General features: G+C 68.6%; 13 protein-coding genes. 5 read left to right on the top strand and 8 right to left on the bottom strand.

The annotated features are described in order from the left end of the window. Window positions 1–34 precede the first annotated feature (34 nt). From E0H92_RS17950 to E0H92_RS17940, 3 genes are read right to left on the bottom strand one after another with little or no spacing between them, the layout of a single operon-like run. Complete coding sequence (locus tag E0H92_RS17950) at window positions 35–457, bottom strand: MarR family winged helix-turn-helix transcriptional regulator (RefSeq protein ID WP_165549822.1); 423 nt, start codon at window positions 455–457, stop codon at window positions 35–37. After that, the gene (locus E0H92_RS17945; RefSeq protein WP_131496996.1) at window positions 454–828 is read right to left on the bottom strand and encodes a hypothetical protein; all 375 of its coding nucleotides are present in this window, start codon (window positions 826–828) and stop codon (window positions 454–456) included. Before E0H92_RS17945 ends, E0H92_RS17950 begins: the two co-directional genes overlap by 4 nt. Before the next feature lie 30 nt (window positions 829–858). Further along, on the bottom strand, window positions 859–1,908 hold the full coding sequence (locus E0H92_RS17940; RefSeq protein ID WP_131496995.1) for an LLM class flavin-dependent oxidoreductase: 1,050 nt from the start codon (window positions 1,906–1,908) through the stop codon (window positions 859–861). A gap of 87 nt (window positions 1,909–1,995) precedes the next feature. Here E0H92_RS17940 and E0H92_RS17935 point away from each other — a divergent pair, with 87 nt between their 5' ends. Together E0H92_RS17935 and E0H92_RS17930 are read left to right on the top strand one after the other, a co-directional pair. Beyond that, complete coding sequence (locus E0H92_RS17935) at window positions 1,996–3,384, top strand: DUF2252 domain-containing protein (protein ID WP_131496994.1); 1,389 nt, start codon at window positions 1,996–1,998, stop codon at window positions 3,382–3,384. A 129-nt stretch (window positions 3,385–3,513) separates the two neighbouring features. Beyond that, a complete protein-coding gene (locus E0H92_RS17930) occupies window positions 3,514–5,391 on the top strand; it encodes a glycoside hydrolase family 76 protein (RefSeq protein ID WP_131496993.1) in 1,878 nt (625 codons plus the stop codon). Here E0H92_RS17930 and E0H92_RS17925 read toward each other — a convergent pair. Further along, window positions 5,388–6,401, bottom strand: coding sequence for an aldo/keto reductase (locus tag E0H92_RS17925; protein ID WP_131496992.1), 1,014 nt, complete (start codon window positions 6,399–6,401; stop codon window positions 5,388–5,390). The genes E0H92_RS17930 and E0H92_RS17925 overlap by 4 nt on opposite strands. A 109-nt stretch (window positions 6,402–6,510) precedes the next feature. On the opposite strand from E0H92_RS17925, the gene E0H92_RS17920 reads away from it, so the two are divergent. Then, on the top strand, window positions 6,511–7,356 hold the full coding sequence (locus E0H92_RS17920; protein ID WP_238173478.1) for a helix-turn-helix transcriptional regulator: 846 nt from the start codon (window positions 6,511–6,513) through the stop codon (window positions 7,354–7,356). On the opposite strand, the gene E0H92_RS17915 is transcribed toward E0H92_RS17920, so the two are convergent. Then, window positions 7,353–7,943: a TetR/AcrR family transcriptional regulator gene (locus tag E0H92_RS17915; RefSeq protein WP_131496990.1), complete on the bottom strand. Its 591-nt coding sequence runs from the start codon at window positions 7,941–7,943 to the stop codon at window positions 7,353–7,355. The genes E0H92_RS17920 and E0H92_RS17915 overlap by 4 nt on opposite strands. Before the next feature lie 79 nt (window positions 7,944–8,022). Between E0H92_RS17915 and E0H92_RS17910 the strand changes: the two genes are divergently transcribed. Beyond that, window positions 8,023–8,904: an aldo/keto reductase gene (locus E0H92_RS17910; RefSeq protein WP_131496989.1), complete on the top strand. Its 882-nt coding sequence runs from the start codon at window positions 8,023–8,025 to the stop codon at window positions 8,902–8,904. 56 nt (window positions 8,905–8,960) lie between these two features. On the opposite strand, the gene glnA is transcribed toward E0H92_RS17910, so the two are convergent. Next, complete coding sequence (gene glnA, locus E0H92_RS17905) at window positions 8,961–10,385, bottom strand: type I glutamate--ammonia ligase (protein WP_131342456.1); 1,425 nt, start codon at window positions 10,383–10,385, stop codon at window positions 8,961–8,963. A 190-nt stretch (window positions 10,386–10,575) separates the two neighbouring features. On the opposite strand from glnA, the gene E0H92_RS17900 reads away from it, so the two are divergent. Beyond that, window positions 10,576–11,037 carry an RDD family protein gene (locus tag E0H92_RS17900; RefSeq protein WP_131496988.1) on the top strand — a complete coding sequence of 154 codons (462 nt, stop codon included), beginning with the start codon at window positions 10,576–10,578 and terminating at the stop codon, window positions 11,035–11,037. On the opposite strand, the gene E0H92_RS17895 is transcribed toward E0H92_RS17900, so the two are convergent. Both E0H92_RS17895 and E0H92_RS17890 read right to left on the bottom strand, forming a co-directional pair. Next, entirely contained in the window at window positions 11,034–12,317 is a 1,284-nt protein-coding gene (locus E0H92_RS17895; protein WP_131496987.1) for an SAM-dependent methyltransferase, read from the bottom strand. The two genes, E0H92_RS17900 and E0H92_RS17895, sit on opposite strands and share 4 nt — an antisense overlap. 190 nt (window positions 12,318–12,507) lie before the next feature. After that, a complete protein-coding gene (locus tag E0H92_RS17890) occupies window positions 12,508–13,203 on the bottom strand; it encodes a DUF4191 domain-containing protein (RefSeq protein WP_131462522.1) in 696 nt (231 codons plus the stop codon).

The raw sequence follows: 13,203 nt of genomic DNA, 5'->3' as shown, positions 1-13,203 counted from the left end.
CGGCATGCGTCCGTCAAGCGATGACCACATCCAATCAGTCCGAGGGGTTCGAGCGCTCGAGCAAGCTCACCATCGCCCGGTGGAATTCGGTACGCCGCCGCTCGCTCCAGCCCTCGGTGAGCCGCGTGAACATCTCCTCCTGCCAGGCGTGTGCCTGATCGAGCAGCTCGAGTCCGGCGTCCGTCACCAGCACCTCCCGCCGCCGCGCATCGCTGTCCGCGGCCCGCAGGTCGAGATAGCCGGCGCTCGTCGCATCCCTCACCAATCGGGACGCGCCGCTCTGGTCGATCCCGATCTCGTGCGCGACGGCGTTGATCGTCGCGACCTCGCGCCGACTCACGGCGTACGCGGCCTCGGTCACCATCACCAGCCGCCCCTGCTCGGCAACATCGGGCGCGGTACGCCGTGACCAGTGGCGCACGAACTCGAACAGCACCTGCCCCGGACCGATGCTCACTCGGTGGCTGCCAGCTCGCGACAGATGTACGCCAACTCCAGCGCCTGCTTCAGATCCGGCAACCGGAGTGCGGCGGACACCTTGTCCCCGGTCACCCGGAACAGCGTCGCCACCCGCGTCGGCGCCGGACTCTCAGGCCAGCTCGCGTCCTCTTCAACCACCATCAGCCGCTCACTCACCGGATGCCAGGACCGCGGCACCAGCCGGATCCCCGAGCGCTCCACCCAGTCCGCGAACCCGGCCGGCGTGATCGGCCCGGCGCCCTTGGGGCCCAGCACCACGACCGGATCACTGACCACTCCGACGACCGCCTCCAGGTCGCCCGCGTTCACCTGCTGATGCCAGCGATTGATCGCTCCTTCGAGATCCATGACGCCAATTGTATGCGATGCGCATAGATCTCAGGCGAGGAGGGGGAGGAGCTGGTCGCCGATGCGGATGATCTCCTCGCGGTACGGCGTGTCGGAGAGGATGAAGTGGGTGATGCCTAGGTCGCGGTACTTGGCGAGGGACTTGGCGACCTCGTCGGGGGAACCGACGAGCCACGTGGTGCCGGCACCGCCACCGCCGTACTTGCCGGGGGCGGTGTAGAGGTTGTCGTCGAGGACCTCGCCGCGTTCGGCCAGTTCGAGGAGGCGTTGCTGGCCGACGGCCTTGAACCAGCGCTTGTCCCGCGAGCCCTGCGTTTCGGCCATCTTCGCGACCTTCGCCTCGGCATCGGCCCAGGCCTCTTCGCTGGTGTCGCGGACGAGTGTGGTGATCCGCAGCCCGAACTCCAGCGGTGGATGTTCACGACCGAGCTCGTTCTCCAGGTCCCGCAGCCGAGCGATCCGCGCCGCGACACCGTCGAGCGGTTCACCCCAGAACAGCTGAACGTCGGCATCCGTCGCGGCGACCCGTTGCGCCGCATCCGACGCGCCGCCGAAGTACAACCGCGGGTGCGGGCGGCCTTCCCGTACGACGGGACGTGTCGCGACCGTGGAGCCGGTGACGGAGAAGTACTCGCCGGCGAACGTCACGTCCTCTTCGGTCCACAAGCGCCGTACCAGTTGGAGAAACTCCTTGGTGCGCGCGTACCGCTGCGGCTGATCGCCCTCGCTGTCGCCGTACGCCGCGAGGTTGTCCTGGCCGGAGACGATGTTGACCAGCAGGCGTCCGCTGGTGAGCTGGTCGAGCGTGCTCGCCGCGGACGCGAAGTGGGCGGGATGCCAGTACCCGGGCCGGATCGCGGCCAGCGGCTGGAACGTCGTCGTCCGCGCGGCCAGCGCCGTCGCGACCGTGAACGTGTCCGGCCGGCCCCACCCGGTGCCGAGCAGTGCGCCGGACCATCCGTGGTCCTCGGTGAGTCGCGCCAGCTCGGTCAGCCGCTCGATGCTGTTGTGTCCCTGGACGGCGTCGTCCCCGCGATGACCGGGGTCGACCTGGTTCGGGATGTACCAGAGAAAGGTCATGCACAGTAGTTTAAGTTTACTTGTTTAGTCGACTTTGGCCATCTCGCGAGCTGGTCAAGACCGGGGGTACGGCGCGACGCTGGGTGCATGCAGCTGACAGCGGATGAACGGGCGGCGCACGGGAAGGCTGTGCGGAAAGCGGTGCCGCTCGAGTCGCACGCCGAGGTTCGGCCGGCCGTCGGTCGCGATCCCGTCGGGCTGCTGATCGGCCAGGCCGCGGGGCGGGTGCCGGCGCTGGTGCCGATCCGGCACGGACGCATGCTGGTCTCGCCGTTCACGTTCTATCGCGGAGCCGCGCTGATCATGGCGGCAGACCTCGCGCAGGCGCCGTCGACCGGGCTGGCGGTGCAGCTGTGCGGCGACGCGCATCTGTCGAACTTCGGCGCGTATGCCTCACCGGAGCGGCGGCTGGTGTTCGACATCAACGACTTCGACGAAACGCTGCCGGGTTCGTTCGAGTGGGACGTGAAGCGGCTCGCCACGAGCTTCGTCGTGGCGGGGCGCGACAACGAGTTCAGCTCGAAGCGGTGCCGCGAGGTGACGCTTGCCGCCGTACGGCATTATCGCGAAGCGATCCGGGAGTTCGCCGGTCAACCGATCCTCGACGTCTGGTACGCGCGGCTCGACATCGAAGAGCTGGTCGGGCGGTACAAGGCGACGTTGTCGTCGGGGAAGCGGAAGGGGTTGAAGGCGGCCGAGGGGCGGCTCGCGAAGGCGTACACCCGCAACAGCATGCAGGCGATCGGGAAGCTCACCGCGGTCGTCGACGGCCGGCGCCGGATCGTGTCGAACCCGCCGCTCGTGGTGCCGATGGACGAGCTGACCGACATCGACGGATCGCGCGTACTCGCCCAGTTGCAGGACATGGTGGCCGGGTACCGCGAGACTCTGCAGCAGGACCGCCGGCATTTGCTCGACCACTTCCGGCTCACCGATGTCGCGCACAAGGTCGTCGGCGTCGGCAGTGTCGGGACCCGCGCGTGGATCATGCTGCTGGAGTCGACGGTCGCCGACGAGGCGCTGCTGCTCCAGGCCAAGCAGGCCGGGCCGTCCGCGTTGTCGACGTACGCCGATGCGTCGGAACACTCGAACCAGGGCGAGCGCGTGGTCGTCGGGCAGCGGCTGATGCAGGCGGCGAGCGATATCTTCCTCGGCTGGTTGCGCGCCGACACGGCCGACGGTGAGCAGGACTACTACGTCCGCCAGTTGCGCGACTGGAAGCTCTCCGCCGACATCGAAACGCTCAATCCCGAAGCCATGACGCTGTACGCCCGTCTCTGCGGCTGGACCCTGGCCCGGGCCCACGCCCGCTCCGGCGATCGCTTCGCGCTCTCCGCCTACCTCGGCAAGTCCGATCGCTTCGACAATGCGGTCGCCGACTTCGCCACGGCGTACGCCGACCAGAACGACCGCGACCACCGGGCCCTCGCCGCCGCGGCCGCCGGCGGCCGGATCGAGGCGCACACCGGAGTGTGATCGTCGGCGATGGGCCATTGACATCGTTGTCTGGTACGACGACGATACCGTCTCGAAACGTTTCCAGCCTCCCCCGTTTTTCCACCCCTCGGTGAGCCGAGCCGCCATGAAGCATCTCGAGGAGATCGTGTGAATCGTCGTGCGCAGATTCTGAAGGTTCTGACAGCCGGGGCGATCCTGCTCGCCGCGGCCCTGGTGCCACAAGCCGCCGGCGCCGCGGGCGCGTCCGGGTCCGCCGGTGCGACGGCGACCGCGCGGGCGCGGGTCGCGGCCGATGTGCTGATGGGCTCGTACGAGCCGAACAAGGCCTGGTTCCCGTCCAGCTGGTGGAACTCGGCTGTCGCATTGCAGACAATCGGCGACTACATGCAGCGCACCGGCGACCGGCGCTACCTCGGGCAGCTGGACAACACGTTCGAGAAGGACAAGGGCAAGTTCCCGGCCGGCTACCTGTCCGGTGACGAGCTGCTCGGCAACTTCACCAGCCGCGCCATCGACGACTCCGAGTGGTGGGGCCTGACCTGGATCCAGGCGTACGACCTGACCAAGAACCGCAAGTACCTCGACATGGCGGTCACGATCGCGGAGTACGTCGAGGGCTACTGGGACCCGAGCTCGTGCGGCGGGGGAGTGTGGTGGGACGGTGAACGCACCTACAAGAACGCCGTCACCAACGGGCTCTGGATCCGCCTGACCGCCGAACTGCACAACCGCCTGCCGCACGACACGCGCTGGCTCGGTCGTGCGCAGGAAGGCTGGAACTGGTTCACCGGCAGCGGCATGATCAACTCCGCCGGCCTCGTCAACGACGGCCTGAAGAGCAACTGCGAGAGCAACGGCGACACGGTCTGGAGCTACAACCAGGGCCTCGCGATCGGCGCCGGCCTCGAGCTCTGGCGCGCGACCCGCGACCCGAAGCTGTTGACCACGGTACGGCGCTTGGCGGACGCGGCGATCGCACCCGGCGGACTGGTGACCGACGGCGTGCTGACCGAGGCCTGCGATGCGCCGGGCCGCACGTGTGACGACAACGGCAAGCAGTTCAAGGGCATCTTCATGCGCTATTGGATGGATCTCGCCGACACCACGCACGACCGTCGCTACACCGACTTCGTCGCGCAACAGGCCGCGACGATCTGGGACAACAATCACGACGCGGCCGACCGGCTCGGCGTGCGGTGGTCCGGCGCGACCCCGAACGTGTTCGACTGGCGTACCCAGGCCAGCGCGTTGAGCGCCCTGATCGCCGCCGTACCGCAGACACCGCCGGTGCGATCGTTGTCCGCGACAACTGATCCGGCACTGCCTGTGGTGATGCCCGCGACCGGCAGCACCACCCACGTGAAGGTGAACGTCGGCGTACAGGCCACCGGCCCGGTCGGCGACGTGATCCAGGCCGTGGTCAAGGCCTCCGCCCCGTCCGGCTGGACCGTCACGCCGAGCCGGACGACCGTGACCCTCCGGACGCGTGGAAACGCCGTACCTGTGGAGAAAACGGTGCAGCTCGACGTGACGATTCCGGCTGGTACGCCGGACGGTCTGCATTCGGTGACCGCGTCGGCGACGTCCGGATCGCAGCTGTCGTTCACGACCCGGTCCGACATCCTCGTCGCGCACACCGCCGACTTCGACACCGGTACGGCGGCCGAGACGCCGTGGCTGTGGGACGCGGACGGGTCGCAGAGCAACGGCGTACAGAACCGGTTCGCCGACGGGCACTCGTACTTCGTCTACCGCTTCCCGTTCCCGTCCGACACCACGTCGGCCTCCGTATCGTTGACAATCGACAATCAGTTTGTCGTCCAGGTCAGCGGCGACGGCCAGAACTGGACCACGGTCGCGACCGAGACGACGCCGTACCACGACGGCGAGAACAAGGCGGTCCGGACGTTCGACCTGACGCCGCACCTAGGCACCGCCAAGACCGGCTACGTCCGCATCTCCGACTCGTTCCCGGACGACGGCTGGGGCGGCAGGGTCTACCACGTAACCGCTACGTACAACTAGGCAGCAGCACGATCGTCCACCGGGCGGCGGCGCAGGGCCGGGTTGAGAACGGCCGGGGTGTCGTAGTCCATGTCGAGCCGGCCGACGTCGGTGCCCGGTGGGACGATCTTGTCGATCTGATCGAGAACGTCGTCGCCGAGGACGACGTCGGCGCCGGCGAGCGCGTCGTCCAGGTGGTCCATCGTGCGCGGACCGATGATCGCGGACGTGACCGCCGGGTGCGCGATCGCGAACGCCATCGCCAGATGGGTCAGCTTGAGCCCGGCCGCGTCGGCGACCGGGATCAGCTGCTCGACGACCTCGAGCCGCCGCTCGTCGGACATGTGCCGGAACATCGCCGTCCGCCGAAGGTCCGCCGGCGCCCGTCCGGTCAGCTGCCCCTGGGCGAGCGGGCTCCAGACGAGCGCACCCATCCCGTACTTCTGCACCACCGGAAGCACCTCGCGCTCGATCCCGCGATTGAGGATCGAGTACGGCGGCTGCTCGGTCCGGAACCGCTCAAGGCCGCGCCGCTCCGAGACCCAGTGCGCCTCGACGAGTTCACTGGCCGGCATCGTCGACGTACCGATCGCGCGGACCTTCCCGCTGCGGATCAGGTCGGTCAGCACGGACAGGGTCTCCTCGATATCGGTGTCCGGATCCGGGCGGTGCATCTGGAAGAGGTCGAGGTAGTCGGTCTGCAGCCGGCGCAGCGAGTCCTCGACCGCGGTCATGATCCAGCGCCGGGAGTTGCCGCGCTGATTCGGGTCGTCGCCCATCGGCAGGTGCGACTTGGTGGCCAGCACGACGTGGTCCCGGCGGCCCTTCAGCGCCGCGCCGACGATCTCCTCGGAGCCGCCGTGCGAGTAGAAGTCGGCGGTGTCGACGAAGTTGATCCCGGCATCGAGGGCCTTGTGGATGATCCGGATCGACTCCTCGCGGTCGTTGTTGCCGACGGCACCGAACATCATCGCGCCGAGGGCATACGGGCTGACCTTGATACCGGTCCGGCCGAGCGTGCGGTAGTGCATGGTATTTCCTCCTTGGTGTTGCCTCCACCTTGGAGCGGCCGGCAGCGGGGGAGAAGGCCCACTTCATCCACGGACAGGTTGTCCCTGGATAGCGTGCGGGGCGTCACGCATGATGGAACGTGTGATCGATCGTGACGGCCTGGCCGACTTCCTCCGCCGGCGCCGCGAGCTGCTCCGGCCGGCGGACGTCGGCCTTCCGGACGGCGCGCGCCGCCGTACGCCGGGACTGCGCCGGGAAGAGGTTGCGCAGCTGGCCGGCATGTCGACCGACTACTACTCGCGGCTGGAGCAGTCCCGCGGCGCGAACCCGTCGGAGCCGATCGTCGCCAGCCTCGCCCGCGCGCTGCGCTGCGATCTGGACGAGCGCGACCACCTGTACCACCTGGCCGGCCTCGCGCCGCCGCTCCGCCTCGCCGGACGCCACCTCGGTCCGGGACTGATCGGTCTGGTCGAGCGACTCGACGACATCCCGGTGTTCGTCGCCACCGACCTCGACGAGGTGCTCTGGCAGAACGCGCTGGCCGACGTACTCATCGGCCACCGCTCCGGCGCCGGCCGCGCGCGGAACCTGACCTGGCTGTGGTTCACCGATCCGGCGATCCGGCAGCTGTTCCCCGAGGAGGACTGGGATGCCCACTCGGCCGCCCACGTCTCCGACCTGCGCGGTACCTACGGGCGCCGGATGGGCGACCAGGACGTCACCAGCCTGGTCGAGGACCTTGTCGCCCAGAGCGAGGAGTTCCGCGCGTTGTGGGACCTCCACGAAGTCGGCGTACGCCGCCTGCCGCGCAAACGGTTCCTGAACTCGGAGGTCGGCGAGCTCGACCTCACCTGCGAAACGCTCCTGACGCCCGCGGCCGACGTACGAGTCCGTGCCTTCCTCCCGATCGAGGGCACCGACGCCCGCGACAAGCTGGCGCTGTTGAAAGTCATCGGCACGCAGACCTTCGCCTAACGAGCGCGCAGACCTTCGACCAGCAGTGCGAGGAGGCGCTCGGTCTGCTCCCGCTGCTGGTCCGGGTCGGCGGCGACCACGGCTCCGGCCATCGCGGCGACGACGTCTCCCGGAGGTACGTCGTTCCGAAGTACACCCGAAGCCGCCCCGGCGTCGAGGAAGTGCGCGATCGCCGCGGTCAGCCGGGCCCGGGTGTCCGACTGCGTGACAGCGCCCGAGGCAACCATGGCCCGGAGGCTGATTCCCATCGCGCGCTTGGAGTCGACGAAGTCGATGTACCGGTGCATCCAGGCGAGCAGCGCCGCGTCCGCAGGAGCCGCCCCGGCCATCTCCGGCGCGGCCTCGCACAACCGAGCGAGTTCCTGGTGATAGACGGCCTCGAGAAGTGCCTCCCGCGTGGGGAAGTGCCGGTAGAGCGTGGCGATGCCGACGCCGGCGCGGGTGGCCACCCGGTCGAGCGAGAGGCGGGCCGGCTCGCCGTCGCGCGCGGCCAGGGCGAGGTCCGCCAGCTCCTCGCCGGCCGCTGCCACCACCTGCGCCCGTTTCCGCGCCGCGTCGGCCCGCAGCGGTCGCGTCTGCCCACCCATAAGTGGAGAAACCTCCAGTTAGTGCTACGGTCGAGTTAAACGGAGAAAACTCCAGTTAGCCTACCGGAGGACACAGCTGATGACATCCGAACGACCGGGCGGCCCCGGTGGCATGGTCAAGCTCGGGCAGTACGAGATCGCGCGGATCGGGTACGGCGCGATGCAACTCGAACACGTCGACGCCGCCGCGGCCGGCGCGGTCCTGCACCGGGCCCTGGAACTCGGCATCAACCACCTCGACACCGCGTCGTTCTACGGCCACACCACGGTCAACCGGCACATCCGGGCCGCCCTGCACCCGTACCCCGACGACCTGGTGATCGTGAGCAAGGTCGGCGCCCGCCGCGTGGACGCACCCGTGCCACTGGCCCTGGCACAGCGCCCGGAGCAACTACGCGAACAGGTCCATCTAGACCTAACGTCGCTCGGCCTGGAGCAGGTCCCCGTAGTCAACCTCCGCCGAGCCGACCAGGGCCCCGGCCTCATCGCGTCCGGCGACGACGTCGTACCGCTGGATGACCAGCTGGCCGAACTAATTGCCCTACGCAACGAAGGCCTGATCGGCGCAATCGGCCTCAGCAACATCAGCACCGAGCAACTCGAGCAGGCGCTACCAGCCGGAATCGTCTGCGTCCAAAACGCCTACAGCCTCCTGGACCGCTCCTCCGAGCAACAACTCCAACTCTGCGCAGCCAACGACATCACCTGGATCCCGTACTTCCCCCTCGGCTCAGCCTTCGACCAAAACCCGTCCCCCACGGAGCACCCCGTCGTACAGCAAATCGCCGCCCAACTCGGCACCACCCCCGCCACGATCTGCCTAGCCTGGATCCTCGCCCACAACAACCACACCGCCCTCATCCCAGGCACCCGCAGCATCAACCACCTCGAAGACAACCTCCGCGCCGCCGACGCCCACCTCGACACCGAGACACTCGCGACCCTCGACACCCTGTCCTGAAAACGAAGCAGCCCACCCGGACGAACCGGGTGGGCTGCTTGTGTTCGGCTACGAACTCAGACGTCGTAGTACAGCTCGAACTCGTGCGGGTGGGGGCGGAGCTGGATCGGGGCGATTTCGTTGTCGCGCTTGAGGTCGATCCAGGTTTCGATCAGGTCCTCGGTGAAGACGTCGCCCTCGAGGAGGAAGGCGTGGTCGGCCTCGAGGGCGTCGATCACGGCCGGCAGCGAGGTCGGGACCTGCGCGATCCCCGCGTGCTCCTCCGGCGGCAGCTCGTAGAGGTCCTTGTCGACCGGGTCGGCCGGCTCGATCTTGTTGCGGATACCGTCCAGGCCGGCCAGCAGCTGCGCCGCGAACGCCAGGTACGGGTTCGCCGACGGGTCGGGGCAGCGGAACTCGATCCGCTTCGCCTTCGGGTTCGAGCCGGTGATCGGGATCCGGATGCAGGCCGAGCGGTTCCGGGACGAGTAGACCAGGTTGACCGGCGCCTCGAAGCCCGGCACCAGGCGGTGGTACGAGTTCACGGTCGGGTTCGTGAAGGCCAGCAGCGACGGGGCGTGCTTGAGCAGGCCGCCGATGTACCAGCGGGCGGTGTCGGACAGGCCGCCGTACCCGGACTCGTCGTAGAACAGCGGGTCGCCGTTGCTCCACAGCGACTGGTGGCAGTGCATGCCGGAGCCGTTGTCACCGAAGATCGGCTTCGGCATGAAGGTCGCGGTCTTGCCGGCCTTCCAGGCGGTGTTCTTGACGATGTACTTGAACTTCATCACGTCGTCGGCGGCCTTGAGCAGCTCGTCGAAGCGGAAGTTGATCTCGGCCTGACCCGCCGTGCCGACCTCGTGGTGGGCGCGCTCGACGATCAGGCCGGACCGCTCCAGCGCCAGCGTGATGTCGTCGCGCAGCTCGCCGAAGTGGTCGGTCGGCGCGACCGGGAAGTAGCCACCCTTGTAGCGGACCTTGTAGCCGCGGTTGCCGCCGTCCTCGACCCGGCCGGTGTTCCAGGCGCCGGCGATGGAGTCGATCGAGTAGTGCGAGGAGTTCGCCTTGGTCTCGAACCGGACGTCGTCGAAGACGTAGAACTCGGCCTCCGGCGCGAAGAACGCGGTGTCCGCGATGCCGGTCGACTTCAGGTACTCCTGCGCCTTGCGGGCGATGTTGCGCGGGTCACGCGAGTACGCCTCGCCGGTCAGCGGGTCGTGCACGAAGAAGTTGACCACCAGCGTCTTGGCGCTGCGGAACTCGTCGACGTACGCGCTGGTCGGGTCCGGCAGCAGCTTCATGTCGGACTCGTGGATCTGCTGGAAACCGCGGACCGACGAACCGTCGAAGGCGAGGCCGTCCTCGAAGACCTCGGGACCGAACGACGACACCGGGACGGTGAAGTGCTGCATGATGCCCGGCAGGTCACAGAACCGGACATCGACGATCTCGACGCCCTCGTTCTTGACGTAGGCGAGCAGCTCCTCAGCGCTGGAAAACATACGTACTCCTAGGGTGGCTCAGAGATTGCATCTGAACGTAGGGCCCGCCGGTTTCTCCGTCGTGACCCTGATGTTTCGCGGATGTTACGCCCAGCGTGTCCGCGCTGACCCACTGGTGTACGGCGGTGACGCCCTGAGATATCGCGGTCCGCGTAAGACCGTCCCGAGGCGTGTCCGTAGGCTAGACATCATGGCATCATCCTCGGCAGCCGCAACCGGACCCTCCGAAGAATTCCGTTACCCGGGCAATCGGCTGGGCCTTCCCGAGGACGGTGCGGGCTCGGTCGCGACCTGGGGCCGCCGCCTGCTCGCGCTGCTGATCGACTGGCTGATCGCGGGACTGATCGCGTCCGTGGTGATGGGCCGCCCGATGTGGGCGGGCGGCAGTGACTTCGGGGTGATGCACTCGGCCCTCTTCGCCGTGACGACCGGGATCCTGACCGGTTTGGCGGGCGGCAGCATCGGCCACCGGATCTGCGATCTGCGGGTGCTTCCGGTCCGCGACGGCAAGACGTTCACCGCGCCGCCCGGTCTGCTGGCGGGCATCCTCCGCGCGCTGCTTGTCAGCCTGCTGATCCCCGCGGTGATCTTCGACCGCGACCGGCGCGGGCTGCACGACCTGGCCGCGCGGACGATCGTCGTACGCCGCTAGCGCCGCGTGAGGAGCAGCTGTACGTCGTCCAGGTACCCGGTCCGGAAGCCCGCCTCGGAGTACGCGAGGTAGAACTCCCACATCCGCCGGAACGTGTCGTCGAACCCGAGTGCCCCGATCGCCGGCCAGTGCTCGATGAACCGGTTCCGCCAGACCCGCAGGGTCCGCGCGTAGTCCCCGCCGAGGTGCCGGATCACCTCCGCGCGCAGTCCGGTGTGCTGCGCGGTGACGTCCTCGATCACCTTGATCGACGGGATCAGCCCGCCGGGGAAGATGTACTTCTGCACCCAGGTGAACGTGTTCCGGGTCGCGAGCATCCGCTCGTGCGGCATCACGATCGCCTGCACGACGCCGACGCCGCCGGGCGCGAGCCGCCGCTCGATCGCGTCGAAGTAGACCGGCCAGTACTTCTCGCCGACCGCCTCGATCATCTCCACACTCAGGACGGCGTCGAACTCGCCGATCTGGTCGCGGTAGTCGCGCAACGCGACCTGCACCCGGTCGCCGACACCGGCCTCGGCGATCTTGCGCTGTGCCAGCAACGCCTGCTGCGAGGCGATCGTGATCGCGGTGACCCACGCGCCGCGCTGCGCGGCGCGGATCGCCAGGCTGGCCCAGCCGCAGCCGATGTCGAGCACGCGGGACCCGGACCGTACTCCGGCCGCGTCGAGGATCGAGTCGAGCTTGCGCAGCTGGGCGGCGGTGAGTTCGTCGTACGACGCGGTCGCGAGATCGGCCGTCGGGTCGCCGCCGAAGTACGCGGCGGAGTAGGTCAGCGTCGGATCGAGGAACTCGGAGAACATCGGGTTGCTCAGGTCGTAGTGCCGGCTGATGTTCTCGCGGGCGCCGGCCCGGTCGTTCTCCTGCTCGCCGGGCTGCGACCGGGTGACCAGCCAGCGCAGCGACTGCGCCCACTTCGGCAGCAGGTGCCGGGTCTCCTCGTTGCTGAAGCGCTCGGCGAACGGAACCAGCAGGTCGGCCAGGTCGGTGCCCGGCTCCGGATCCCAGTCGCCGGCCAGGTACGCCTCGCCGAACCCGGAGCCGGCGTCCTGCCCGAGCCGGTCCAGGAACGCCGACGTACGGTGCACCCGCATGGCGGGGCCGCCGAGGCCGTACGACCGGTTGCTGTCGAGGTGGATCGTGGCCGGCAGGTCCTTCGCGATCAGCTTGATCGCGGTGGCCGCGCCGTACCTCCGGACCGGGTTCGACCGCGGCGGGGCAAGGCTGGGCCAGGTCTCGGTCGCCGGCTGATGCACAACCGCCGGTAGGAGATCCGTCATGGTCGTCAACCTCGTGTCCTCGATCCGTCCTGGTCGCACCTTACGGCTCGACCTCCACCCCAAGACGCGACACGGAGGCACTCTCGTGCCACGTCACGACTGATCAACTGCTGAGCGGCGTAGGAGTTACCGCCATCTCACGCAGAGAGAACTACTCGTCGCCCCCCGGCAACGCCAATCCCGGCAACACCTACCGGCCGCGCATCGCCTGACGCGCGCCCTTGAGGCTCGTCGGCACCGGGCCCTTCGGCATCGGCACCTGCGGCCGGACGGCGTCCAGCGCCTTCAGCCGCTGCAGCAGGTCGGTGATCTCGCTCGGCTGCATCACGGCCGGCAGCTTCATCACGTACTTGGTCAGCTTCCGGATGTCGATCTCGCCCTCGCCCTTACCGGCCACGATCTGGGTGACCGGCGCGCCGCCCGCGACCCGGTTGTGCTTCTTGGCCTCGGCCGCGAGCAGGTTCTTCACCCGGCTCGCCTGCCCCTCGCCGACCAGGATGATGCCGGGCTTGCCGACCACCCGGTGGACGATGTCGGAGTTCTTGGTGACCGCGACCGCGGGGTCGACGCTCCAGCCGCGGCGCAGCGTCTGCAGCGCGGACGCCGCCGCACCGGCCTGGCCCTCGATCTGGCTGTACGCCGCCTTCTCGACCTTGCGGCCGAAGACGATCGTGGCGGCCAGGAAGCCGAGCGCGACGCCGAGCGGGATCCACACCAGCAGCGGACCCAGCAGGAATCCGCCGAGCACGGCGAGACCGACGATGCCGAGGAAGATCCCGGCCAGCACCAGGCCGACCAGTGGCTCGGACTTCCTGGTGAGCTGGTACGCCGACCGGATCTGCTTCAGCCGGCTGGTCTTCTCTTCGGGCGCGTCGTTCTTGGCCAT

The organism is Kribbella speibonae (assembly GCF_004331375.1).
GTDB lineage: Bacteria > Actinomycetota > Actinomycetes > Propionibacteriales > Kribbellaceae > Kribbella > Kribbella sindirgiensis.
The sequence above is the reverse complement of the archived record's forward strand: the minus strand, read 5'-3'. Positions and strand labels throughout refer to the sequence as shown.

Bases quoted from the DNA above. Each gene is read 5' to 3' on its own strand.
- E0H92_RS17890 (WP_131462522.1), bottom strand. From the start codon at position 13,203: ATGGCCAAGAACGACGCGCCCGAAGAGAAGACCAGCCGGCTGAAGCAG.
- E0H92_RS17910 (WP_131496989.1), top strand. From the start codon at position 8,023: ATGACATCCGAACGACCGGGCGGCCCCGGTGGCATGGTCAAGCTCGGG.
- E0H92_RS17900 (WP_131496988.1), top strand. From the start codon at position 10,576: ATGGCATCATCCTCGGCAGCCGCAACCGGACCCTCCGAAGAATTCCGT.
- E0H92_RS17920 (WP_238173478.1), top strand. From the start codon at position 6,511: ATGATGGAACGTGTGATCGATCGTGACGGCCTGGCCGACTTCCTCCGC.
- E0H92_RS17940 (WP_131496995.1), bottom strand. From the start codon at position 1,908: ATGACCTTTCTCTGGTACATCCCGAACCAGGTCGACCCCGGTCATCGC.
- E0H92_RS17945 (WP_131496996.1), bottom strand. From the start codon at position 828: ATGGATCTCGAAGGAGCGATCAATCGCTGGCATCAGCAGGTGAACGCG.
- glnA (WP_131342456.1), bottom strand. From the start codon at position 10,385: ATGTTTTCCAGCGCTGAGGAGCTGCTCGCCTACGTCAAGAACGAGGGC.
- E0H92_RS17895 (WP_131496987.1), bottom strand. From the start codon at position 12,317: ATGACGGATCTCCTACCGGCGGTTGTGCATCAGCCGGCGACCGAGACC.
- E0H92_RS17935 (WP_131496994.1), top strand. From the start codon at position 1,996: ATGCAGCTGACAGCGGATGAACGGGCGGCGCACGGGAAGGCTGTGCGG.
- E0H92_RS17915 (WP_131496990.1), bottom strand. From the start codon at position 7,943: ATGGGTGGGCAGACGCGACCGCTGCGGGCCGACGCGGCGCGGAAACGG.
- E0H92_RS17925 (WP_131496992.1), bottom strand. From the start codon at position 6,401: ATGCACTACCGCACGCTCGGCCGGACCGGTATCAAGGTCAGCCCGTAT.